This window comes from Microtetraspora malaysiensis (assembly GCF_001528665.1).
Lineage (GTDB): Bacteria > Actinomycetota > Actinomycetes > Streptosporangiales > Streptosporangiaceae > Microtetraspora_A > Microtetraspora_A malaysiensis.
The window spans coordinates 459,408-482,246 of the sequence record NZ_BBYJ01000005.1; the positions used below are offsets into that span (position 1 = coordinate 459,408).

Sequence of the window (22,839 nt, forward strand, 5' to 3'; positions counted from 1 at the left end):
CCGGCGGTCCGTCCCCTCCCGTCAGGCCTGGGAGGCGACGCCGGTCAGCCGGTCCCCCAGGGAACTTCGCGTTGGGAGACGGCGCTGGGCGTGACCCTGAGGCGGCGGGCGAGCTCGACCGCGGGCAGCGGATCCTCGAGGAGGCGGAGCAGCCTCGCTCTGGGCGCGCCGACAAGCGACACGAGGGCGGGCTCGTCGACGGCGGGCGCCGCTGCACGGGCCGCGGACGTGATCAGGTCCGCGGCCCGTGCAGCGGACGACCCAGCCGATCTGATCGGCGTGGCGATCGGTGATCCGTGCCCTTACCGCTGGTGGGCGATCTGGATCAGGTTGCCGCAGGTGTCGTCGAACACCGCCGTGGTGACGGGCCCCATCTCCATCGGCTCCTGGGTGAACCGCACCCCGAGCGCGCGAAGACGCCTGTACTCCTCGTGGACGTCGTCGACGGCGAAGGAGGTGAAGGGGATGCCGTCCTTGACCAGCGCCTCCTTGAAGGGCTTGACGGCGGGGTGGCTGTCGGGCTCGAGGACCAGTTCGGTGCCGTCCCGATCCTCGGCAGAGACCACGGTCAGCCAGCGGGCATCGCCGAGCGGGACCTCGGTCTTCTTCACGAAGCCCAGCACCTCGGTGTAGAAGCGCAGGGCCTTGTCCTGGTCGTCCACAAGGACACTGGACAGATGGATCCTCATGAGTCCTCCGGTGCGTCGCGCCTGATCCACCGCTCGGCGATGTGCTCCAGCGGTGCCGTGTTCAGGTCATGGAACTTGTAGCGTCCCTCCCGCCGGCTCTCGACCAGGCCGGCGGCTTCCAGCACGGCAAGGTGCTGGGAGATGGCCTGGCGCGACAAGCCGAGCTGGTGTTTCATGCTCAGCCGCGAGCAGATCTCGAACAGGGTCTGCCCCGACCGCTCGGCGAGTTCGTCGAGGATCTTTCTGCGGGTGGGGTCGGCCAAGGCTTTGAAGATGTCTTCGGCCACGCCCCACTATAGGCAAGCACACACTTGCCTATCAAGTGGAGCCGTAGAAACCCGCCGGCGCGCCGCGAACGCTCCTCACCCCGCGGCGGCGCCGGGCGGCGAGGTCGTGGCCGATCAGAGGCGGCAGCCGGGCCGGCGGAATGTGTCCGGACAACGCCGAGGTCAGTGCCCTCGCCTCCGGCCATCAGCGGTGTACGAGGCGGTTCGAGGCTCCGCGTCCTGGTCCACCTCCTCGAACAGCGCCGCCGCCCGCGCGGCGGTGTCCATGGCCCGGCGACCAGTGCTGAGGAGCGCGAGGATCAGGATGCCGACGCCGAGTCCGACCACCAGCCACCACACGCCGCGCTCCGCTCTGGTGTAGGCCGTCCCGCCGCGGGCCAGGGCCGGTCCCACGATCGTTCCGGCGATCGCGACTCCCAGGGTGGTGCCGGTCTGCCGGCCGGTGGAGGCCAGCGAGGCGGCCACCCCGGCCATCGAGCGGGGCATGCCGGCGACCGCCGTGTTGGTGATGGGCGGGTTGACAGTGCCGAGGAAGACACCGAACAGCAGGTAGGTCGCGAGCACGGCCGGCAGCGGGGTGGCCGCATCGAGCCAGAGCGACGCGGCGCCGCCCAATACCAGCGCGATCCCGGAGACCGTCAGCGGGAGCTTGGGCCCGCGCGCGCCGACCAGCCGGCCGGTGCGTGGGGAGAGCGCCACGACCAGCAGGCCGACGGGGAGCATGCACAGTCCGGCTGCCAGCGCCGACATGTCGCGCACGTCCTGCAAGTACTGGGTGGAGACGAACAGGAACGCGCTGAACCCGCACAAGGCGAAGAGCGCCATCAGGATCGCCGAGCTGAACGGCACGCTGCGAAACAGTCGCAGCTCCAGCAGCGGGTCGGCACGGCGCGGTTCGTAGCCGAGGACGCCCAGCACACCGAGCATGGCGACGGCGAGAAGGCCGAGGATGATCGGTGAACTCCAGCCCAGCACTTTGGACTCGATGATCGCGTAGATGACGCCGGCCAGCACCAGGATCACCAGAGTCTGGCCCACCGGGTCGAACCGGCGCGCCCGGACGGCGCGGGACTCGGGCACGAACAGCACGGTGCCCACGATCGCGACGGCCACGATCGGCACGTTGACCCAGAAGACGAAGCGCCAGCCCAAACCGTCGACCAGGGCACCACCGAGGATTGGACCCAGAGCCAACGCCAGGCCGGACATCGAGCCGAACACGCCGATGGCCCTGGCCCGCTCAGCCGGGTCCGGGAAGGTGCTGACGGTGATCGCCATCGCCACCGGGTTGAGCATCGTGCCGCCGATGCCCTGCAGCGCGCGGGCCGCGATCAGCCAGCCGATGCTCGGTGCCAGGCCGCACAGGAGCGAGCCGACCCCGAAGGCGGCCAGGCCAACCTGGAAGACGCGTCGGCGGCCGATCCGATCGGCGGTGGAGCCCGCGAGTACGAGGAAGCCGGCCAGCACAAGGGTGTAGGCGTCGACCGTCCACTGCAGGCCGGACTCCGAGGCGTGCAGGTCGCGGCGGATCGCCGGTAACGCGACGTTGACGATGGAGATGTCCATGACCACCACGACGACGCTGGCGCAGCAGATCGCGAGCGCCAGAAATCGGCGATGCTGACTTAATTCGGGCATGCGGATCCAATCGGAGGACACTGCCGGCGGCGGGCAATGCGGACTTCTCGGTGATCGGCCCGACGCTAGGATTTCGAGCGTGCTCGAAGTCAATCCGCTGCCATTGCCCAGGGTCGCTCGCTCCGACTCCGAGGCGGGCCTGAGCATCGCCGAAGCTGCCCGCCGCACCGGCGTCAGCGTGCACACCCTGCGCTACTACGAACGCGCCGGCCTGGTCGTCACTCCCGTCGGCCGCACCGCCGGCGGACGGCGGCGCTATCAGCAGCTCGACCTTGACTGGATCGTCATCTGCACGAAGCTGCGGGCCACCGGCATGCCCATCAAGGCCATCCGCCGCTATGCCCAGCTCGTCTCCACCGGGCGCGGCAACGAGCAGGAGCGGCTTGCCCTCCTGGAGGCCCACCGCGCCGAGGTGACCGCCAAGCTCGCTGAGATACAGGAGAACCTCAGGCTCATCGACCACAAGATCGACGTATACCGGGGCCGGCTCGCCGCCGGCGACGCCGACCAGCTCTGGGCACCGGGCAGCCCAGCGGACGTGCGCTGACGAATCCTTCGCGTGCGCTCTTGGGTCGCGCCTGGCAGAGCGGTGGAGCGGCTTTGCGGCGTCAGGAGTCGTGCGGGGTGGCGGTGGCGGCCGCCAGCAGGGTGAGGGCGGCGTCGCGGGCCTGGTCGGCGGTTCCGGTCATGCGGTGGTGTGCGGCGACGACGGTGGCGCCCTCGACCAGGATGAGCAACTGGCGGGCGAGGGCGGCGGGGGCGGCGGCTCCGGCGCGGGCGGCGATGTCGGCGAGAAGGTCGAGGTAGCGGTCCAGGTGCCGTGCGGTGATGGCGCGTACGGCGTGGTCGTGGTGTTGGGTGGCTGCGTTCACCACGGCGCAGCCGCGGAATGTCGGTTCGTCATGCCACTGTCGCAGGGCGTCGAAGATCGCGGCCAGTTGGTCCGCGGGGTCGTCTCCGGCCGACGCGACGGCCGCGGCGAGCCAGTCGGACACCCGCTGGCTGCGTACCTCCAGCATGGCCGCGACGAGGCCGTCCTTGGTGCCGAAGTGTCGATAGAGCGTTTCCTTGGACACCCCGATGCGCGCGCACAGCTCTGCGACGCCGATGCCGTCGAGTCCGCGCTGGTACAGCAGCGGGGTGGCCGCCTGGAGGATGGCGGCGCGGGTGCGCGCCGGATCGATCGTCGTTCCCTTGGCTACTGGCACACACAGATGGTACCGCTCGGTTCGATCAACTGCTAGGGTCACAGGCCGTACCGAGCGGTTCGATCTCATGGGGTGGTGTCAACGTGATCGTTGTTCGTCGGCGCGATCGTCGCAGTGGGGCCGCCCCGCGCAGGGCCGCCGATCGTCGGGTCCTGGCGGCCGGACCGGTGCGGGGACGGTGGGACCGCCGTGCCGCCCGCCACCGCAACGCACCGAACCCGAAGCCTGAGATCACCCGCACGCCGGCCTTCGCCGACCACCAGACAAGGAGAACGACAGTGACCACCTTCGTGCTGATCCCTGGCATGTGCCACGGCGGCTGGTGCTTCCACGAGCTCGCCGAACAGTTGCGCTCCCACGGGCACCGCCCATATCCCCTGACCTTGACCGGGTTGTCCGAGCGCAGCCATCTCCTGAACCGCGGCGTGAACCTGGACACCCACATCCAGGACGTGACCGGTGTGCTGGCGGCCGAGCAACTCCAGGACGCGGTCCTGGTCGGCCACAGCTACGGCGGAATGGTGATCACCGGAGTCGCCGACCGCATGCCCGAGCGCGTCAGATCACTGGTCTACTTGGACGCCGTCGTGCCAGGCGACGGCGAATCCATGTGGAACCTGGTCTCCGACAACGAACGGCAGTGGTATCTGGAGGTGACGGCGTCGGGCGACGCGGTCCGTCCGATGCCCTTCTTCGACCCGCGCGCCACACCCCACCCCCTCGCCTCCCTCCTGCAGCCACTGCGCGCCACCGGCAGCCCCACCCACAGCCGTCGCGACGTCTACGTGTATGCGGCAGGATGGCCGACCCCATCACCGTTCACCACCACCTACCAGCGGCTACGCCGGGACCCCGCATGGACCACCCACGCACTCGACAGCGGGCACAACCTCATGCGCGACGCCCCGCAGGACCTGCTGAAAATCCTGCTCGAAACCGGCGAAACCAGCTGACCCACCGAAACGGGACTTTTCTTTCGGATGCTCGTCATGCCCCGTGGCGTCGATGGCCGGGTACGTGCCCTCGTCGATCAGCTGCGCGTACGCGGAAACGTAGCCGGTCGTCACGTTGATCGCGGTGCCACCTCGAAGGCGGGCTCTCGCGCGCCGGGTCCCCCGCCTCATGGATGCACCACCGATTGAGGGTTTATCGCGATGAAAGCGGAGATTTCCACGAGAAAGTTTACAGTGAAGGTTCAAAGATACCGTTGAGGCCATGGACATCAAGGACACAGCGCGTCCGCTCGACGGCGCGGGCGTATCGACGTTCCTCCGGTCGCTGCCCGCCAAGCCCCAGCTGCTCGGCCTGGGCGAGGCCAGGCACTTCGTGGGGGAACTGGGCGAGGTGCGCAACGAGATCTTCCGGCATCTGGTCGAACACGAGGGCTACCGGTCGTTCGCCATCGAGAGCGACTGTCTCATGGGCCTCGTGGTGGACGACTACATCACGACGGGCGCAGGCACGCTCGATGACGTCGTGGAACGCGGCTTCAGCCACGGCTTCGGCGCGTCACCGGCCAACCGCGAGCTCGTACGCTGGATGCGGGCGTACAACGAGGGGCATGACGAAAAGCTCCGGTTCTTCGGATTTGACGGCCCTCTGGAGTATTGGGCGGCGAGCCCGCGCCAGGCGCTCACCGCCCTCTACGCCCTCCTCGACGGCCCGCTCCCCCGCGCTGTGGTAACCAAGGAAACCCTCGACACACTGCTGGGCCCGGACGACCGGTGGTCGAACGAGGCCACGGCCATGGATCCGTCCCAGTCGATCGGCCAGTCAGCCGACGCCCAGCGGCTGCGACTGATCGCCGACGACCTGGTGGCGCTGCTCGACACGCAGGCGCCGCAGCTGAGCGCGGAGGACAGGGAGCGGGCGGCACTGTACGGGCGCACCGCCATCGGCCTGCTCCGCTACCACTACTGGATGGCCGACACGTCCCCGGCACGGTGGACCCGGCTGTCGGCTCTGCGGGACGCGATGATGGCCGCCAACCTGCGTGCCGTCGCCGAGCACGGCCCGGCCCTGGTCTTCGCCAGCAACCTGCACCTGCAGCGGAACAAGAGCTCGATGTCGTTCGGCGACCAGGCGCTGGAGTGGTGGAGCGCGGGAGCGATCACCGCGACGCACCTGGGCGACCGGTACGCCTTCCTGGCCTCGGCCTTCGGCACGGTCGGCGACGACGTTCCGTCCCCGGACACCGTCGAGGGCCTCCTGTCCACGCTCCCGTGGGACCACTCTCTCATCGACGCCCGCCGCCTGGCCGAGGCCGTCACGAAGCCCGCCCCGCGCAACTCCCACGATTTCGCCTACTTCCCGCTGGACCCGGCCCAGCTCGACATGATCGACGGCGTCGTCTTCCTCAAGCAGGCTGTCAGGCTGAAGAAGCTGGGTTGACAGGCGCGCGCGTCAGGCTGTGCTGCCTTCCGTAGTGGCCATGCTGAGAATGATCACGAGATGGCGAGGACGGTCCATGCCGGGCGGCCGATGACGATTCGAGGGCTGCGGTGGCCAGGTGTTCAGCGAACGGTGCGGAAGAAGGTGCGCAGTTCGTCCACGAACAGGTCGGGGACCTCGAGCGCGGCGAAGTGCCCGCCGCGCTCGTACTCGGCCCAATGGGTGATGTTGTTGAGCGGTTCGGCGAATCGGCGGATCGCGATGTCCTCGGCGAAGTTGGCCACTCCGGTGGGCACCTGCGAAGGCGTAGGCCAGCTGTTGGTGTGCATGGATTCGTAGTACATCTGCGCCGAGGAAGCGCCCGTGTTGGTCAGCCAGTAGATCATCGCGTGGGTGATGACATCGTCGGGTCCGATCGAGCCGGCAGGGTGGGCCCAGTCGTGGAACTTCTCGCCGATCCAGGCGAGCTGGCCGATCGGGGAGTCTGCCAGGCCGAAACCGAGCGTGTGCGGACGCGTGGCCTGGATCTGGAAGTAGGCGTTGCCATCGGAGAGGAACCGGTTCATCCGATCGAGCCGGGCCTGCTCGGCGTCGGTGAGCTCCGTACCCTCTGGCACACCGCCGAACGGGATGAACCCGGCGGTAGCGGCGTTGACGTGCACGCCGGCGACATGTTCTGGATCCACCCGGCCGAGATCGGGTGCGATGAACGCGCCGAAGTCGCCGCCTTGTGCCCCGTACCGGTCATATCCGAGCCTGGCCATCAGCTCGGCGTAGGCGGTGGCGATGCGGCGCGAATCCCAGCCCACCGGGGCCGGCCCGGTGAACCCGAAGTTCGGATGCGACGGGATCACGAGGTGGAAGGCATCGGCGGGGTCGGCGGGGTCGATCAGCGGGTCGATCACCTTCAGGAACTCCGCGATCGACCCAGGCCAGCCATGTGCGAGGAGCAGCGGGAACCCCTGCCGATGGCGCGAGCGGACGTGCAGGAAATGGATGTTCAGCCCGTCGATCTGGGTGGTGAACTGCGGGTACCGGTTGAGCCGCTTCTCCGCGGCGCGCCAGTCGTAGGTCGTTGTCCAGCACTCGGTCAGATCCTTCAGGTAGGCCACCGGCATGCCACGGCTCCAGCCGACGTCGGGAACCTGGCTGGGCCAGCGAACAGCTGACAGACGCCGCCGCAGATCGTCCAGCTCGGCCTGCGGGATGTGGACGCGGAACGGCTTGATCTCGCTGTTCAAGAAACGACTCCTCGTGATCGACGCGAAGTACTCGGCCTCGCGTACGGGGTTGGCGCCCTGGCTGGATTCACCGCCGGGCGGCGATCGCCGGACGAGCATGTCAGCCAAGGAGGTCAGCTTCAGTCCTCGTTGCCGTGCACAATGCAGACATGCTCGAAACGTCTGCCCGGCTACTTCGGTTGTTGTCGTTGCTGCAGCAGCGCCGGGACTGGCCCGGTCCGCAGCTGGCCGACCGGTTGGGGGTGACGGTGCGCACCGTGCGCCGTGACGTCGATCGGCTGCGCGAGCTCGGTTACCCGGTGCACGCCACGATCGGGAACGTCGGCGGGTACCGGCTGGGCGCCGGGGCCGCCATGCCGCCGCTGCTGCTCGACGACGACGAGGCCGTCGCGGTCGCCGTGGGATTACGCACCGCGGCGAACGGCACGGTGGCGGGGATCGAGGAGACGTCGGTGCGGGCCCTGGCCAAACTGGAACAGATCCTGCCTGCGCGGCTGCGGTACCGGGTCTCGGCGCTGGACGCGGCCACCGTGGCGCAGCACCGTCCGGGTGCGGTGGTCTCGGCGGAGGTGCTGACCACGATCGCCACGGCTTGCCGCGACCACCAGCGGCTGCGCATGGACTACCGTGATCACGGCAGCACGGACACCATCCGTACGGTGGAGCCGCACAAGCTGGTCCACGCCGGGCGCCGCTGGTACCTGGTCGCCTACGATCTCGACCGGGCCGATTGGCGGACGTTCCGGGTCGACCGGCTGCGGCCGCGGCTCCCGGCCGGTCCGCGGTTCACACCGCGCGAGCCGCCGTCCGGCGACATCGGCGGGTACGCGTCCTGGGCGGTGGGTGTCGACCGCTATCGCTACCAGGCCCGCTTCACCATGTACGCCCCGGCGGCGCAGGTCGCCGAGCGGGTACCGGCCGACGCGGGGGTGGTCGAAGCCGTCGACGAGCGCACCTGCACCCTGCGCGCCGGCTCGAACTCCCTGGACGGGCTCGCCCTGCATGTCACCCTGCTCGGCTTCGACTTCACCGTCCGCGAACCGGCCGAACTCGTCGAGCACTTCAAGAGGTTGCACGCACGCATCGGCCACGCGCTCGAAACGCCACATGGAAGTCCCATGAGCGGACGTCCCGGCTAGCCGGATACGGCTCTTCTTTCCCATGGGCCTGCGGCCGTAGCCGGTAGTTGGCGCTGATGCACACCCATCCCTGGCCGGCGAGGTGGTAGAGGATGATCACGGGGAGGACCGCTATATGCTGCACGCGACCAGGTTTTCCATATCTAAATAGCTTTAGAGGTATAATGGATCTGCTGTCGCTGCGCTACTTCCAAGTCGTGGCGCGCCATGAGCACATCAGCAAGGCGGCCGAAGAGCTCCGCGTCGCCCAGCCCTCGCTCAGCCGGACCATCGCGCGACTGGAAGCCGACCTGGGCGTGCCGCTGTTCGACCGGCACGGCAGGCGGATCCGCCTCAACCGGTTCGGCGCCGCGTTCCGGCGCCGGGTCGACAGAGCCCTGGCCGAGCTGGAGGACGCCAGGCGCGAACTCACCGACGCCGCCGGCCACGCCCGCGGCAGCGTCTCGCTCGCCTCGGAGACGCTGCTCACGGTCACCGCACCGGTCAAGAGTTTCATCGCCGAGAATCCAGGCGTCGCCGTGCGCCTTTTCCAGGCGACACCGGAGGTCATGGCCGAGCGGCTGAGCGAGGGACAGGTCGACTTCTGCCTGGCCTCCGAGGTGCTCGACGGGCCGGGGCTGGGCCATGAGGAGCTGGTCCGCGAGGAAGTCTGGCTCGGCGTGCCGCTCGGGCATCGGCTCGCGGGCCGGCGGGAGGTGACCATGGCCGATCTGGCGGGAGAGCCCGTCGTCACCACCCGGCCGGGGATCTGGCAGCGCACGCTGGCCGAGCGGCTGTTCTCCGAGGCCGGACTGGAGCTGGTGGTCGCCTGTGAGATCGACGAGGCCACCACGGCCATCGAGATGGTCGGCGCCGGGCTCGGCGTGGGGTTCGGGCCCGCGTGGTATCTCCGCTCGCCGATGGCGTCGCGGGTGCCGTTCTCTCCCGTACGGCTGGCCGCTCCCGGTGCCGAGCGGGTACTGCGGCTGTACTGGCGGGAAGGGGCCTACGTGTCCGAGGCGGCGCGCCGCTTCCGCGACCACCTGACCGCCTCACTGGTAGCGCCTTAAGGCCGAAATCTCGTCCGCAGGCCAACGCCGAGGCCGTCGCAGGCGGAGCTGGAGCGACCGAGCGGCCCTAAGCTCTGACAACCCTGGTGGCGCAGAGCCGGTCGTAGGGGGGCCGGCCCGAGCCCAGGAACAGGGTGAGCCCATACAGGCCGAGCAGCCCGTAGGTGACGATGGCCAGCGTCAGGTCGCGCGGGCCGAACTCGCCCTTCGGCCACGCGAGCTGATTCCAGACCATGGTGTGGGCCACCTCCCACGGCAGGAGCACCCTGAGCGCCGTCCGGGCGAGCGCCACCGACCTGCTCGGACGCGCGCCCGAGAGGGTCTCCACCTTGAGACCGAGCAGGCGCTTGCCGGGCGTCGCCTGCCGCGCGGACCATTCCCGCGAGGCCAGCCAGACCGTACCGGGGACGGAGAGGATCGCCGCCGCGACCACCTGGGCGAGAATCCTGCTCCCGAGGCCGTCGATGGCAGGGATCAGCTTGATCCCCGCGAAGTAGAGCGGGACATAGACCGCCGCCACCACGCCCGCGTAGGCCATGATCAGGCCGTAGTCGATCACTGTGGCCGCTACTCTGCGCAAGGCCGCGGCCATGCTCGTCTCCAGGGTCCGGGGGGTCGTTGGAGACACCGTATCCGGTGCCATCGACTGTGCAGCCTGCGGCACCGATCATCGAGATCGGTCCCGCAGGTCAGCCGGCGGCGGGTCAGGCCGCTCGCCAACCGTCCCCCATCGGCTGGGCAGCGCGGGCGCGGGGCCTCCTCCATGTGGACCGCCTCGTGTTCGGTCGGCCGGGCACGAGGCGGCGGGGGCCTGCGTCGAGCGCATGTAGATCTCAAACCACCCACCATCGGAACGAAAGTCCCGGTACGCGACCGCTCCCGTAACGTGTAGCCATCTCGTATTGCACCGACTGATGCAAAACCGGTAACGTGCTCGTATGGCGAGGCCGAGATCATTCGATGAGGACCGGGTCCTGGACACTGCGATGCGCACGTTCTGGGCGAACGGTTATGAGTCGACCTCGACCAGGGACCTGTGCGAGGCGCTCGGCCTGGACCGCAGCAGCGTGTACAACGCCTTCACCAACAAGCGCGAGCTGTTCAAACGCGCGTTGACCCGCTACATGGACGCCACCACTGCCGACCAGCTGCGGATCCTTGACAATCACGAGCTGCCGGCGATCGAGCGGATCCGTGCGCTGTTCGCCAAGATCCTCCAGACGGAGGCGGAGAACCGGCGCGACGGCTACGGCCTCGGCTGCCTGACTGTCAACACCACGATGGAGCTCGCCGGCCGCGACCCGGAGATCGCCCTGATGCTTGATCGCAACACCGAGCAGCGAGTCGTCAACCTGAGCGCCGTCATCGAGAGCGGGCAGGTCGGCGGTGACATCGGCTCCACCCGCGATCCCGCCGAGCTCGCCAGGTTCGTCAACGCCGTGATCGCCGGGATCCGGGTGGCCGCTCAGGGCGGCGCCGACGACGCCACCATCGAGGCCATCGCGGCTACGGCCATGGACGCCCTGGCCTGACCTCTGCTTTTTTCATGCCCAAGTTCTACACCGATTGATGCAAAAAGGAATCCCTTGCCCAGAGCCGTCTACGTCCTGGCCATAGGCATCTTCGCCATGGTGACCAGCGAGTTCGCCGTCGGAGGCCTGATGCCCGAGATGGCAGGCGGACTCGGCGTGACCATCTCCCAAATCGGCTATCTGATCACCGCCTTCGCGGTGGCCATGTCGGCGGGCGGGCCGCTGATGACCGTCGCGCTGGTACGGATACGCCCGAAACCCGCGCTCATGCTGCTGTTTGCAATCTTTCTGGTAGGCAACGTGCTCGCGGCTGTCGCGCCCTCCTACTCGATCATGATGGCCGCTCGCGTCATCACCGGCGTCGCCTCCCAGGCGTTCTTCGGGGTCGCCATCTCGGTGGCGGTCCAGCTGAGCCGCCCAGAGGTACGCGGCCGCGCCCTCGCCATCGTCTTGAACGGATTGATGCTCGGCACCTTGCTCGGGCTGCCACTGTCCACACTGATCGGCGGGCAGCTCGGCTGGCGCGCCGCCTTCTGGGCCGTCGGCGCCCTGACCGTCATCGCCGCACTCGCCACGATGACGGGCGTTCCCAGGCTCGGGCCTGCTGACGGCGGCAACAGCAACTTCAGGCAGGAGATGGCGGTTTTCAGGAACGGCCGGCTGTGGCTGGCGCTGTCGACCAGCACCCTCATCATCGGCGCGACCTTCGCCGCCTTCAGCTATCTCAGTCCAATCCTCACCCAGGTCACCGGGTTCACCTCGGGGGCCGTTCCCCTCCTGCTCGTCGCGTACGGCGCGGCCACCGTGATCGGGAACTACATTGTTGGACGCCTGGCCGACAAGCACACCACCAGCGTCCTGTTGTCCGGGCTGATCCTCAACACGATCTTCCTGGCCGGGTTCGCAGTATTCGCCCACCTCAGCGTCCCCGCGGTGATCGCCATGCTGGGCGTCGGGCTGGTTGGAGTGACCATGAACCCGGCGATGGCCGTACGCGTCCAGCGCGTCGGCAACCCGGGGCCGCTGGTCAACACCGTCCACGCCTCCTTCATCACCCTCGGGGTGATCATCGGTTCCTCGGTCGGCGCGCTGGTCATCGACGGCTTCGGGCTGCGATCTCCCCTCTGGCTGGGCGTCGGGCTGGCCGTACTCGGGATGGTGTCCCTCCTGCCCGAGCTTGGCCGTACCAGGGCGCAGTCATCGACGGAGAGCCTCGCTCAGGAGCGCGTCGAAGCCGCCACCACCCACTGACGCGCCGCACAAACCGAATCCACCACCCACCGACGCGATGCATGGGCCGAACCGCGCAGCGGGCGACCCGTCCGCACGAGAGCCCGCCCGCGTCCGCACCCAGGGCGGCCACCGCGGTTGTGCCGTGCCGCCTCGCGAAGCCGTGGCGAGCTGCTGGTGCTCTCGCGTTCGGCGGTCAGGATGGCTGAACTTCATCGAAAAGGGCGAGGGCTTCGGTGGGGTCCGGGCTCACGAGGCGTTCCAGGCCCGCCATCGTGATCTTCGTCCACCTGCCGGCCCGTGCCCACATCCGTTCCTCGAAGGCGCGGACGGCCTCGTCGAGATCGTCGGGGCCGGGGGCGGCGGCGACGGACTCGGCGAGTTCGGCGCCTTCCAGCATCGCGAGGTTCGCGCCCACCCCCAATGGGGGCATCAGGTGGGCGGCGTCGCCCAGCAGCGTCACCCCGGGGACGTGGGCCCAGGTGTGGGACACGGGCAGGACGTAGAGGGGGCGGTGGACGAAAGCGGTGCTGTGGCGGAGAAGGTCGAGGACGGGAGCGGCCCAGCCGGCGAACAGCGCCAGCACGCTTGATCGCACGGCCTCGACGTCGGCCAGGTCCAGGCCCGCGTCCAGGCCCGCGCCCCGGTTCAGGCCCGTATGCCGGTCCGGGTTCGTGTGCCAGTCCAGCGGCGCGCGGAACTGGGCGTACACCTTGACGTGGCCGCCGCTGTTGCGCTGAGCGACGAGGGCGCGGTTCACGCCGTACACAGCCATGGAACCGTCACCGATCAGCCGGGCGAGGTCGGGGTGGCGGGTGTCGACGTCGTCCAGGGAGGTCTCGACCAAGGTGATGCCGGTGTAGTGCGGCGTCGCGGACGAGACTGCCGGGCGGACCCGGGACCAGGCGCCGTCCGCGCCGACCACGAGGTCGAACGTCTCCTGTCGCCCGTCCGCGAAACGGACCAGCACGCCATCCCGGGTCCCCGGCACCACCTCCGTCACGCCCCGCCCCCACTGAACGTCCAGGGGGCCGAGCAGCAGGTCACGGAGTTGCCCGCGGTCGATCTCGGGATTGGCCCGGTCATCCGGACGGGGTTGCCAGTCGCGCAAGACGGTCCCGTCCGTGTCCAGGATGCGCATGGCCTGCCCCTCGGGACGGGACAGCGCCTGGAACTCCGCCAGCAGCCCCGCCTTGACCAGCGCGAGCTGGCCCATCTTTTCGTGCAGGTCCAGCGTGCCGCCCGGGGGCCGGGCGTCGGGGGCGGGATCGCGTTCGAGGACGGTGACGGGGTGATCGTGGCGGCGCAGGACGCGGGCGAAGGTAAGGCCGGCGGGGCCGCCCCCGATCACGGCGATACGATGTCTCATGTCGATACACTGTATTTAGACAATACGGCGTATCGCAACAGTACGATGTAACCCATGACTGTGTGGGACCGGCCGGAGCCGCCGACTCGCCCCGCCCCGCTCGACCGCGAGCGAATCGTCGCCGCCGCCATCGCGCTGGCCGACGAGGGCGGGCTGGAGGCGGTGTCATTGCGCAAGGTCGCCGCCCGGCTGGACGCCGGCCCGATGCGGCTGTACGGATACATCTCCACCAAGGAAGAGCTGTTCGACCTCATGGTGGACGAGGTCCACGCCGAGCTCCTTCCCGAGGAGCAGCCCGGCGGCTGGCGGGAGGCGCTGCGCGGCCACGCCCACCGCACCAGGCAGGCCGCCCTCCGTCACGAATGGCTCGCCGACCTGCTCGGCGGCCGTCCGAGCCTGGGCCCGAACGCCCTCGCCGTGGGAGAGGGCACGCTGGCCGCCCTCGACGGCCTCGCCGACCTCGACACCGTCATGCGCGCCGTGGAGACCGTCAGCGCCTACATCACTGGCGCGATCAGGCGCGAGATCGCGAATCTGCGGGCCGAGCGCGCCACGGGCCTGTCCAAGCGCGACTGGCAGCGCGCCCACGGCCCGCATGTGAGCAGGATGCTGGCCACGGGCCGCTTCCCCGCGCTGGCCAAGGCCGTGCACGACGGCAAGGAGGTGGACGCCGAGACGTCCTTCACGACCGGCCTGGACTGGATCCTCGACGCCGTCGCCGCCAAACTCGCCCAGCCGCCGGCCTGACGCTCAGGATTCCCAGGTCACATCCCGGCGCCGAGCGACCCCGCCAGACTGCGCACCTACCGGCTCGACTGGTTCAACGGCAAGCTTTGACGCCGGACGACCGCGCTGCGCCTTCGACGCGCCCGGCAGCTGCAGGAACGGTCGCACCGTGGCGTACTTCTCGGTCAGCGCAGCACGCGTGCGGCACCATCGTGCGCTCGGCGAGCAACTGTCCGGGATCCTCCGGCAGGTGAAGGTCGACCTTCTTCTTACGGCCGTCCAGCAGCTGGGGCAACTGCTTCATCGCCGCCGGTGCCCGCGCGCCCGCGCTGTTGGAGCCGAACTCGATCACGCTGGTCAGCGTCTTGAGGCGGCGTCTCGACGGTGCTGGCGGTCGCGGTGTCGGGTGTTCGACGTTGGGCGTTGAGTACGGAGTCGAGCAGGCCGGGGAACAGGGTGTCGAGATCGTTCCGGCGCAGCCGTACCAGCCGGGATCGACCCTGCACAGTCGTCCACGTCACGCCGGCCTCGCGCAGCACCCGGTAGTGGTGCGACAACGTCGTCTGATGCACGTCGATTTCGGCGCCGATCGCGTTGCAGAAGTCCTCACCCATCTGGTCGAGCCGCCGGACGAGGTCCAGCCGCACCGGATCAGCCAGAGCGCGCAGCACCTCCACCAGCCGGATGGCCTCGGCCGCCGGTTGTGACACCTCACGCATCGCCGCCCCCTGTGTTCCGCACACCCGCCACGCTATCAATATATGGATACATGGACAAGCATCCATATATTGCCTAGGGTTCCCCTCGGTACTTCTGAGGCCCCTCTGGAAAGGTGGCACCACCCGGTGTTGAAACGACTTCTTCCGCTGGCCCTGGCGACCTTCGCCGTCGGCACCGACAGCTACGTCATCGCGGGCCTGCTCCCGGCCATCGCCACCGACCTGCGGGTCTCCACTCCCGCCGCCGGGCAGTTGGTGACGGTGTTCGCCCTGGTGATGGCCCTGTCGGCGCCCGCCATGGGCGCGCTCACCAGTGGACTGGACAGGCGGACCGCGCTGCTGATCGCGTTGTGTATCTTCGTGGTCGGCAACGCTGTCACCGCCCTGGGCGCCAGTTACGAGTTGGTGATGATCGCCCGCATCGTCACCGCGGTCGGGGCCGGAATGATCAACTCCACCGCCTCCAGCACTGCGGGGGCCATCGCACCCCCGAAACGCCGAGGCAGGGCCCTGGCCTTCGTGATGGGCGGTCTCACGTCGGCGACGGCGTTGGGTCTTCCTCTCGGCACGCTGATCGGCCGTACCGACTGGCACATCACCCTGTGGGCCGTCGCCGGGATCGGCCTCGTCGCGGCCCTCGGGATCGCCGCCGGCCTGCCCAAGGTGACGCTCCCCGCCGCCTCACTGGGCGACCGGCTGCGCCCGCTCAAGCAGGGCCGGGTCCTCGCGCTGCTGGCCGTCACCACGCTGGTCTTCCTCGGCGCCTACACCCTCTACACCTACATCGGCCCGGCCCTGCAGGATGCGACCGGCGGCTCCGAATCGCTGCTCGCCGTCATCCTGCTGGCCTGGGGTATCGGCGTCCTGGCCGGAAACATCATCGCCGGACGGCTGGTCGACCGGCACGACCCCGCGCACGTGTTGACCGGTCCCCTCACCATCGCCGCCGTCGCCCTTGCCCTCACTTCGGTGGCGACCGCCACGCTCGTGTCCACCCTGGCATGGGCCGCGATCTGGGGCGCGGCCCTGGGTGTCGTCGTCGTGCCCCAACAGCACCGGCTCATCGCCCTCAACCCGGCCGCGGCACCGGTTCTGCTCGGACTCAACTCCTCGGCCATCTACGTCGGGATAGCTCTTGGTGGCGGCCTGGGTGGACTGGCGCAGGAGTGGTTCGCCATCGTGCCCGCCGCGTTGGGGCTGCCCGCCGCCGGTGTCACGATCCTGGCCCTGCTCTACCACCTGGCCACCGCACACCGCCGTTCGCCCGCAGCGCCTGTGCCGGCCCCCTCCACCCCGGAGAAGGCCGGGCGGGGCGTCAGGCCGTAGGCCGGGGGGCCTGTCCGGTGTCGCCCGTGGACGCCTCGTCGTGGCGGTTCGCCCGGAACTCGGCCGCGACCGCGCGCTCGCGGAGCTGGGCCGCCTCCGCCCTCGCCGCGTCGAGCTGCGCCCGAAGGTCCTGCAGACGCGCCCGCTCCAGGGCCAGCTCGGCCTGGAGCCGCTCGCGCTCCGCCGCGTCCGAGCGCGCCCGCTCCGCGGCCGTGGCCAGCTCCTCGCGGGCGGCGCGGGCGTCGGCGACGGCCTTCGTGGCCTCGGCCTGAGCCCGCGAGGTCTCCGCTACGGCGAGGGCGCGGGCCGACTCGGCGGCCTCGGCCCGGTCCCGCTCCCCGTCCGCACGGGTGATGGCCCGGTCGCGCTCCGCCTCGGCCGCCTGGGCCCGCGCGATGGCGGCGGCGGTCGCCTGCTCGGCCTCTCGATGCGCCCGGCGCGCCATCTCCGCCTCCGCTTTCGCGGTCGCGGCGTCGGTGCCGGCCTGCTCGCTCTCCTGCCGTGCCTGTACGGCGTCCGCCTGGGCCTGCTGTACCTCGGCGGTGGCGCGCTCGGTGTGCTCGGCGAGCTCGTGCAGCGCCTGCTCCCGGGCGGTCTCGGCGAGGTCGGCGCGCTTGCGGGCGTCCTCGACCGCCTGCTTGGCCATCCGTTCCGTCGTCGAGGCCTCGCGCAGCGCGGCGAGCGCCTGCTCCCTGGCGGTCTCGGCGTCGGCGAACGCCCCGTCGCGCTCCGTGTGCGCCTCCTCGGTCCGGCGGCGAGCTTCCTCGGTTTCGCGCTTCGCCTCTTCGGTCGCCTCGCGGGCCAGCCGTACCTGCTCGAACGCCTGCTCCCGCTCGGTGCGGGCGATGGCGACGCGGGTGTGCGCCTCGGCCTGTATCGCGCTCAACCGGGCCTCCACCCCGGCGGGGCTCAGCTCCTCCGCCAGGACGTGCGCGAGCGGAGCGATCGCCGCGGCCAGCCCCTTCTCCATGCGCTCGTAGAGATCCTCGGCGCGGGCGAGCGAGCCTTCGAGCCCCGGCGTCGCCCGGCGCAGCTCGCGGTCGCGCTTGGCGGCGGCCTGGCAGTCGCCCTCCGGACAGTACTCGCGGGGTCTCCCCCGCCCTGGCCGTTGCTCGATGGGCATGCCGCAGTGCTTGCACGGCGTCGCCGCCGGAGGGGTCGTCATGGTCGCCAACTCTAGCAATTTCTGGATTTCTGGAAACTCAAAAACAGAAAAGGTGAAATCTTGCGCAGAACGATCCGTCGATCACTTGGGAGAATGTCAATTCCCGCAAGTAATCCCGAACGGGTGCGGCCGCCCTGGCTCAGGCAGGTGTACCGGCCTCGGGGAGCAATGGAACAGTGGTTGGCGTCAAGCATTGACCGACGTCATGGACGCCGTTGACGGCGGGCGTTCCCGCCGGTTACCCGTGCTTGTCCGGTTCGGCGTCGGCGAAGGCGCGGTATCCGCCGAGATCTCGGGCTGGGCGAGGACGTCGCCGCGGTGTACGACTCGGACCGGACCCGGGGCCATCATCGGATGCTGATCCGCCGGCGTAGCGAGGTCGTGTCGGACATTCAGCAAGACCGCCGTCGTCGTCATCACCGCGAAGTCCGCCGGGCGCAAGGTCTTCGGCCTCGCCACCGCAGGCGTCCGTCTCGCTTGACCTCTTGCGCGTCAGTCCGGCAGCCAGTGCAGCTCGTGCGCCAGGGTTTTGGCGACGGCACGGATGCGGCGGTGTAGTGGCGACTGCTCGCCTGGGAGGACCAGGTGGATCGTCAGGCTGGGCGCGCCCCGCAGCGGTCGCCAGGTGAGACCGGCCGGTTGTGCCGTGACCGCGGTTTCTCCGGCCGGGGCGAGGGTGACCCCGTCGCGCAGGTCGCGCTGAGACATGTCGAAAGAGACTGCGGGCGTGTGGAATCGGGGGTGTGGTCGGGTGTCTCGGAACAGTGCGGACAGCTGATCGTGGATCACGGGGTTGGCCGCACGGTCCGGGAGTCGCAGCGGATACGCGGCCGCGTCGGCGATCTCGATCTCCGGGTGTTCGGCCAGCGGATGGTGCTGCGCCAGCTGGACCCCGACGCGCTCACGCCGCAGCAGGAACCGGCGCACGCCACGGCCCGGCTGTTCACCGCGGGTGATCCCGGCATCGATGCGGCCGTCGGCGACCGCGGGGGAGATCTCCGGTGTCGCCATCGGGACCGCGCCGACCTCGAGTCCGCTGTTGCCGCGAATCAGCCTGTCCACCAGGGCCGGTGCCGTCTCGGCCCCGGCGCTGAGGCTGTATCCGATGCGCAGCGTGCCCAGTTCACCGGCCGCCGCGCTCCGGGCGGTGTCCCATGCCCGGTCCAGCGCCGCCAGCGCGGGCGGCGCGGACTCCGCCAAAGCCGCACCGGCCGTGGTCAATACGACGCTACGCGTGTTGCGGACCAGCAGGGCCGTACCGAGTTCCGCCTCCAATCGGCGCATCCGGGCGCTGAGTGCGGGCTGTGCGATACCGATCCGTGCGGCCGCGCGGGTGAAGTTCAACTCCTGCGCCAGCACCAGGAAGTACCGCAGGCTCACCGTATCCGGCGCCACGTGCCCTCCCTGCCGATTGATAACGATCCGTTCTGAGTCTATCCCGTACCGATCTTTCCCTCGACCGCACATCAAGCCCTAACCTGCGCATATGACGATTCCACTGACCGCAGTACCCGTCGCCGGGATCGATCGATCTGAGTGTCAATTCGAAGTCGGACGTGTCCGGCCCAACACAGGAGGTTTCCATGGCTAAGGGCTACTGGGTCAGTGTCTACCCCGCCATTTCCGACCCTGAGAGGCTGACTGCCTACGACAAGCTGGCCCGTCCGGCTGTCCAGGCTGGGGGCGGGCGCCTCCTGTCCCGTGGCGGTCGAGTCGTCGCCCACGAGGCCGGAATCACGCAACGCGTCGTTCTGATCGAGTTCGACAGCTTTGAACAGGCCGTCGCGGCATACGAGAGCGAGGCATACCAGAAGGCGCTGGTGGCCCTCCCCGACGGCGTCGACCGCGACTTCCGCATCATCGAAGGCATCGACTGACCGGCGGGCCCATCAAGGAGGCCGCCCCCGACCAGGAGGTCATCCTCACCGTCCACGAGCTCAAGCGCCTGGCCCGGGTGTGAGTAGTTGACGTACAGGAAATCCCGGTGAGAATGATCATGGTCGTCTAGCACACGCGATCGGCCTGGTGCGGGGGTTCGGAGGAAGATCCTCGATCGCTGCCGGGGCATGGCTACCGTCCGCCGCATGCCGGTGGAATATTTAACTGATGAGCAGGCCGAGGCGTACGGGACGTTCACCGAGGTGCCCACCCGCCCGGAACTGGAGCGGTTCTTCTTCCTCGACGATGACGACCGTGACCTGATCGCCCTGCGGCGTATGGACGCACATCGCCTGGGCATGGCCTTGCAGATCTGCACGGTCCGCTACATCGGCCGGTTCCTGGGTGAGGACCCACTCGCGGTGCCGTGGGAGGCCGTGGAGTACCTGGCCGGACAGCTCGGCATCGCCGATGCCTCGTGCGTGAAGCGGTATCCGGAGCGCCGGTCGACGGTGTACGAGCACGCGGCGGAGATCCAGAAGCGGTTTAAGTACCGGGACTTCGCGGATCGGAAGTGGGGGCGGGAGTTCCGCGGCTTCCTGTACGGGCGGGCGTGGACGCATGCCGAGGGGCCGGTGGCGCTGTTCAACCACGCGGTGACGTGGCCGTTGACACGGGTGCTGCTGCCCGGCGTTTCGGTGTTGGCACGGCAGGTGTCGGAGGCCCGGACGGTTGCCGAGCGGCGCTTGTACGAGGCGGTGACCCGCGCCGCGTCCCAGGCTGATCCGTCGCTCGCGCGGGCGCTGGCTGAGCTGCTGGTGGTGCCGGAGGGCAAGCGGGTCTCTGAGCTGGAGCGGCTGCGTACTCCGCCGACCAAGTCGACGGGTACGGCGATGGTGCGGGCCATGGAGCGGGTGGAGGAGATCTCGGCGTTCGCGCTGGGGCGGGTGAACCTGTCCCGGGTGCCGGTGAACCGGCTGTCCACGCTGGCCCGGTACGGGCAGTTGAGCAAGGCGCAGACGATCGAGCGGGCGCCGGAGCCGCGGCGGACCGCGCTGTTGACGGCGGTGGTGCGTCAGTTGGAGGCGCAGGCGGTCGATGACGCGCTGGACCTGTTCGCGGTGCTGATGGCGAACCGGCTGATCAGCCCGGCCCGTCGGGCGTCGGACCGGATCGTCTCGCGATGCTGCCGCAGCTGGAGAAGGCGGCCCGCATCCTGGCGAAGGCGTCGAAGATCCTGACCGAGGAACTGGACCTGGTCGCCGAGGCCGGGACGGACCTGGACGTCGGCGCGTTGTGGGCGGCGGTTGAGGAGGCCATGCCGCGTACGGCGGTCGCGGGGGCGGTCGCGACCGTGGAGTCCCTGGTGCCGGAGGACGACGGGTCGGCCGAGGCGGCCATGCGGGAGAAGCTGGCCCTGCGCTACAACACCGTCCGGCTGTTCCTGTCTCTGCTGGGTGAGTCGGACGCGCTCGGCGCGGCCCCGGCCGGGCGGCGGGTGCTCACCGCGGTGCGCCGGCTGCCCGCGCTGTCGCGACGGCGGGTCAGAAGACCAGCGGTTCTGGCGGGCCGACCTGCCCGACGACGGCGGTGAGCCGGCCGCCGGGTACGACGTGGCCTGCCACAAGGTCAACCTGAAGAAGATCGCCACGCACTGGCCGGACATGCTCCGCGTGGCCGGGTCGCTCATCACCAACCAGGTCCGCGCCTACGACCTGCTGCGGATGTTTGGCCGCGAGGGCCACCCGACCCCGCTGGGGGCCGCGTTCGCCGAGTACGGGCGGATCGACAAGACCATGCACCTGCTCGCCCTGGTCGACCCGGTGGACGACACCTACCGGCGGCTGATGAACCGCCAGCTCACCGTCCAGGAGTCACGCCACCGGCTCGCCCGCGCGATCTGTCACGGCGGCCGCGGCCAGATCCGCCAGGCGTACCGCGAGGGCCAGGAGGACCAGCTGGCCGCCCTGGGCCTGGTCCTCAATGCCGTGGTGCTGTGGAACACCCGCTACCTGGATGCCGCCGTGGCCCGGCTCCGCGCCGAGGGCCACGACATCAAGGACGAGGACGCAGCTCGCCTCTCCCCGCTCAGGGACCGGCACATCAACTTCCTGGGCCGCTACCTGTTCAACATCACGGCCAGCGGCCCCGGCCAGGGCCTGCGCCCCTTCCGCGACCCCGCGGCCGAGGACGACGAGGAAGAGAACTGACCGCCGGCGGACCCAAGACGTTAGGCCGTTCGTGGTACCCCGTGCAGGCCGGGCGGCACCGCCTGGGTACCCAGCGCAAAAGTATGCTGATCGCCGAAAACCTGGCGCTCGCCGACCGACCGCGGCCCAGCCGACGAGTCGAGAGCAGGAGGCTCAGCGGGCCAGCAGGCCCCGGATCACGGCTGCGATCTCGTCGGGTGCCTCTTCGGCCATGAAGTGCCCGGCGCGGGTCAGCCGGTGGTCCAGGTCCGGCGCCCACGCCTTCCACACCCCGGCAGCGTCGTAGCCGAGCTGCGCGCCCCAGTCCTGCTGGACGACCGTCACGGGCATGGCCAGCTGCGACCCGGCGTCCAGGTCCGCTTGGTCGTGCATGACGTCGATGTCCGCCGAGGCCCGGTAGTCCGCGACGATCGACGCCACTGCCGCGGCGCTCGCGCGCAGGTATTCGGCACGTACATCCTCGGGCATGGTGGTCGGGTCGTTGGCCCAGGCGTCGAGGAAGGAGCCGAAGAACGCGTCCGCGCTGCCTGCGATCATCGTCTCCGGCAGGCCGGGCGGCTGCGCCATGAGGAAGAGGTGGTAGCCGACCGCCGCCGAGGTGCCGTGCAGGACGTTCCACATGTCGAGCGTCGGCACGATGTCGAGGATGCCCAGGTGCGTGATGGTCTCAGGGTGGTCCAGCCCCGCCCGGAAGGCGACCAGGGCGCCTCGGTCGTGGCCGACGAGGGCAAAGCGCTCGTGGCCGAGCGCCGCCGCCAGGGTCACGACGTCGGCGGCCATGGTGCGCTTGGCGTACACATCGGGGTCGGAGGCCGCCGGCTTGTCGCTGGCGCCGTAGCCCCGCAGGTCAGGACAGATCACCGTGTGCTCGTCGGCGAGCCGCTCGGCGACGTGTCGCCACATCAGGTGGGTCTGGGGAAAACCGTGCAACAGCACGACCGGGCTTCCGCTGCCGCCGACAGCTGCAGTCAGCTCCACACCGTCCGCACCGGGCAGGCGGACGTGATCGAAGCCGGGAATGGTGAGCGTCATGAGGGACCAC

At 69.7% G+C, this 22,839-nt stretch carries 23 protein-coding genes and 1 pseudogene; 13 read left to right on the forward strand and 11 right to left on the reverse strand.

What is annotated here, in order from left to right:
* Positions 1 to 302 precede the first annotated feature (302 nt).
* From AWQ71_RS05065 to AWQ71_RS05075, 3 genes are all read right to left on the reverse strand, one after another.
* Positions 303 to 689 (reverse strand): VOC family protein, encoded by a 387-nt coding sequence (locus AWQ71_RS05065; RefSeq protein WP_067127296.1) that lies wholly within the window; start codon positions 687 to 689, stop codon positions 303 to 305.
* Positions 686 to 976 carry an ArsR/SmtB family transcription factor gene (locus AWQ71_RS05070; protein WP_067127300.1) on the reverse strand — a complete coding sequence of 97 codons (291 nt, stop codon included), beginning with the start codon at positions 974 to 976 and terminating at the stop codon, positions 686 to 688. The genes AWQ71_RS05065 and AWQ71_RS05070 overlap by 4 nt, the downstream gene beginning before the upstream one ends.
* 162 nt (positions 977 to 1,138) lie before the next feature.
* The gene (locus AWQ71_RS05075; RefSeq protein WP_067127303.1) at positions 1,139 to 2,614 is read right to left on the reverse strand and encodes an MFS transporter; all 1,476 of its coding nucleotides are present in this window, start codon (positions 2,612 to 2,614) and stop codon (positions 1,139 to 1,141) included.
* Positions 2,615 to 2,693: 79 nt separating this feature from the next.
* On the opposite strand from AWQ71_RS05075, the gene AWQ71_RS05080 reads away from it, so the two are divergent.
* Complete coding sequence (locus AWQ71_RS05080) at positions 2,694 to 3,161, forward strand: MerR family transcriptional regulator (protein WP_067127307.1); 468 nt, start codon at positions 2,694 to 2,696, stop codon at positions 3,159 to 3,161.
* Between the two features lie 61 nt (positions 3,162 to 3,222).
* On the opposite strand, the gene AWQ71_RS05085 is transcribed toward AWQ71_RS05080, so the two are convergent.
* Positions 3,223 to 3,822: a TetR/AcrR family transcriptional regulator gene (locus AWQ71_RS05085; RefSeq protein WP_067127310.1), complete on the reverse strand. Its 600-nt coding sequence runs from the start codon at positions 3,820 to 3,822 to the stop codon at positions 3,223 to 3,225.
* Between the two features lie 278 nt (positions 3,823 to 4,100).
* Here AWQ71_RS05085 and AWQ71_RS42980 point away from each other — a divergent pair, with 278 nt between their 5' ends.
* Entirely contained in the window at positions 4,101 to 4,775 is a 675-nt protein-coding gene (locus AWQ71_RS42980; RefSeq protein ID WP_067127313.1) for an alpha/beta fold hydrolase, read from the forward strand.
* A 262-nt stretch (positions 4,776 to 5,037) separates the two neighbouring features.
* A complete protein-coding gene (locus AWQ71_RS05095; RefSeq protein WP_067127316.1) occupies positions 5,038 to 6,213 on the forward strand; it encodes an erythromycin esterase family protein in 1,176 nt (391 codons plus the stop codon).
* Positions 6,214 to 6,335: 122 nt separating this feature from the next.
* On the opposite strand, the gene AWQ71_RS05100 is transcribed toward AWQ71_RS05095, so the two are convergent.
* Positions 6,336 to 7,454, reverse strand: coding sequence for an epoxide hydrolase family protein (locus AWQ71_RS05100; RefSeq protein ID WP_067127687.1), 1,119 nt, complete (start codon positions 7,452 to 7,454; stop codon positions 6,336 to 6,338).
* Between the two features lie 149 nt (positions 7,455 to 7,603).
* On the opposite strand from AWQ71_RS05100, the gene AWQ71_RS05105 reads away from it, so the two are divergent.
* Positions 7,604 to 8,593: a helix-turn-helix transcriptional regulator gene (locus tag AWQ71_RS05105; protein ID WP_067127690.1), complete on the forward strand. Its 990-nt coding sequence runs from the start codon at positions 7,604 to 7,606 to the stop codon at positions 8,591 to 8,593.
* Positions 8,594 to 8,757: 164 nt separating this feature from the next.
* Positions 8,758 to 9,642: a LysR family transcriptional regulator gene (locus AWQ71_RS05110; protein ID WP_067127319.1), complete on the forward strand. Its 885-nt coding sequence runs from the start codon at positions 8,758 to 8,760 to the stop codon at positions 9,640 to 9,642.
* A gap of 67 nt (positions 9,643 to 9,709) precedes the next feature.
* Here the strand turns inward: AWQ71_RS05110 and AWQ71_RS05115 are convergent, their stop codons facing one another.
* Positions 9,710 to 10,234 (reverse strand): RDD family protein, encoded by a 525-nt coding sequence (locus AWQ71_RS05115; protein WP_169806512.1) that lies wholly within the window; start codon positions 10,232 to 10,234, stop codon positions 9,710 to 9,712.
* A 346-nt stretch (positions 10,235 to 10,580) separates the two neighbouring features.
* On the opposite strand from AWQ71_RS05115, the gene AWQ71_RS05120 reads away from it, so the two are divergent.
* A complete protein-coding gene (locus AWQ71_RS05120) occupies positions 10,581 to 11,174 on the forward strand; it encodes a TetR/AcrR family transcriptional regulator (protein WP_067127325.1) in 594 nt (197 codons plus the stop codon).
* Positions 11,175 to 11,228: 54 nt separating this feature from the next.
* On the forward strand, positions 11,229 to 12,425 hold the full coding sequence (locus tag AWQ71_RS05125; protein WP_067127329.1) for an MFS transporter: 1,197 nt from the start codon (positions 11,229 to 11,231) through the stop codon (positions 12,423 to 12,425).
* A 175-nt stretch (positions 12,426 to 12,600) separates the two neighbouring features.
* Here the strand turns inward: AWQ71_RS05125 and AWQ71_RS05130 are convergent, their stop codons facing one another.
* Positions 12,601 to 13,773, reverse strand: a complete 1,173-nt coding sequence (locus AWQ71_RS05130) for an FAD-dependent oxidoreductase (RefSeq protein ID WP_067127333.1) — start codon at positions 13,771 to 13,773, stop codon at positions 12,601 to 12,603.
* Positions 13,774 to 13,827: 54 nt separating this feature from the next.
* Here AWQ71_RS05130 and AWQ71_RS05135 point away from each other — a divergent pair, with 54 nt between their 5' ends.
* Positions 13,828 to 14,520 carry a TetR/AcrR family transcriptional regulator gene (locus tag AWQ71_RS05135; protein WP_067127336.1) on the forward strand — a complete coding sequence of 231 codons (693 nt, stop codon included), beginning with the start codon at positions 13,828 to 13,830 and terminating at the stop codon, positions 14,518 to 14,520.
* A gap of 248 nt (positions 14,521 to 14,768) precedes the next feature.
* On the opposite strand, the gene AWQ71_RS05140 is transcribed toward AWQ71_RS05135, so the two are convergent.
* On the reverse strand, positions 14,769 to 15,218 hold the full coding sequence (locus AWQ71_RS05140; protein ID WP_084258528.1) for an ArsR/SmtB family transcription factor: 450 nt from the start codon (positions 15,216 to 15,218) through the stop codon (positions 14,769 to 14,771).
* 126 nt (positions 15,219 to 15,344) lie between these two features.
* On the opposite strand from AWQ71_RS05140, the gene AWQ71_RS05145 reads away from it, so the two are divergent.
* The gene (locus AWQ71_RS05145; RefSeq protein WP_067127339.1) at positions 15,345 to 16,544 is read left to right on the forward strand and encodes an MFS transporter; all 1,200 of its coding nucleotides are present in this window, start codon (positions 15,345 to 15,347) and stop codon (positions 16,542 to 16,544) included.
* Here the strand turns inward: AWQ71_RS05145 and AWQ71_RS05150 are convergent.
* Both AWQ71_RS05150 and AWQ71_RS05155 read right to left on the reverse strand, forming a co-directional pair.
* A complete protein-coding gene (locus tag AWQ71_RS05150) occupies positions 16,534 to 17,709 on the reverse strand; it encodes a coiled-coil domain-containing protein (protein WP_067127693.1) in 1,176 nt (391 codons plus the stop codon). The genes AWQ71_RS05145 and AWQ71_RS05150 overlap by 11 nt on opposite strands.
* 492 nt (positions 17,710 to 18,201) lie before the next feature.
* Positions 18,202 to 19,104, reverse strand: a complete 903-nt coding sequence (locus tag AWQ71_RS05155; RefSeq protein WP_067127342.1) for a LysR family transcriptional regulator — start codon at positions 19,102 to 19,104, stop codon at positions 18,202 to 18,204.
* 188 nt (positions 19,105 to 19,292) lie between these two features.
* On the opposite strand from AWQ71_RS05155, the gene AWQ71_RS05160 reads away from it, so the two are divergent.
* From AWQ71_RS05160 to AWQ71_RS44865, 4 genes and pseudogenes are all read left to right on the forward strand, one after another.
* Positions 19,293 to 19,586 carry a DUF1330 domain-containing protein gene (locus tag AWQ71_RS05160; RefSeq protein ID WP_067127345.1) on the forward strand — a complete coding sequence of 98 codons (294 nt, stop codon included), beginning with the start codon at positions 19,293 to 19,295 and terminating at the stop codon, positions 19,584 to 19,586.
* A gap of 207 nt (positions 19,587 to 19,793) precedes the next feature.
* On the forward strand, positions 19,794 to 20,828 hold the full coding sequence (locus tag AWQ71_RS44855) for a DUF4158 domain-containing protein (RefSeq protein ID WP_439650353.1): 1,035 nt from the start codon (positions 19,794 to 19,796) through the stop codon (positions 20,826 to 20,828).
* On the forward strand, positions 20,771 to 21,181 hold the full coding sequence (locus tag AWQ71_RS44860) for a hypothetical protein (protein ID WP_439650355.1): 411 nt from the start codon (positions 20,771 to 20,773) through the stop codon (positions 21,179 to 21,181). Before AWQ71_RS44855 ends, AWQ71_RS44860 begins: the two co-directional genes overlap by 58 nt.
* Positions 21,111 to 21,797, forward strand: a pseudogene (locus AWQ71_RS44865) (Tn3 family transposase); the annotation flags it as partial. The gene AWQ71_RS44860 and the pseudogene AWQ71_RS44865, both read left to right, overlap by 71 nt.
* A 153-nt stretch (positions 21,798 to 21,950) precedes the next feature.
* Here the strand turns inward: AWQ71_RS44865 and AWQ71_RS05170 are convergent.
* On the reverse strand, positions 21,951 to 22,829 hold the full coding sequence (locus tag AWQ71_RS05170; protein WP_067127348.1) for an alpha/beta fold hydrolase: 879 nt from the start codon (positions 22,827 to 22,829) through the stop codon (positions 21,951 to 21,953).
* Positions 22,830 to 22,839 lie beyond the last annotated feature (10 nt).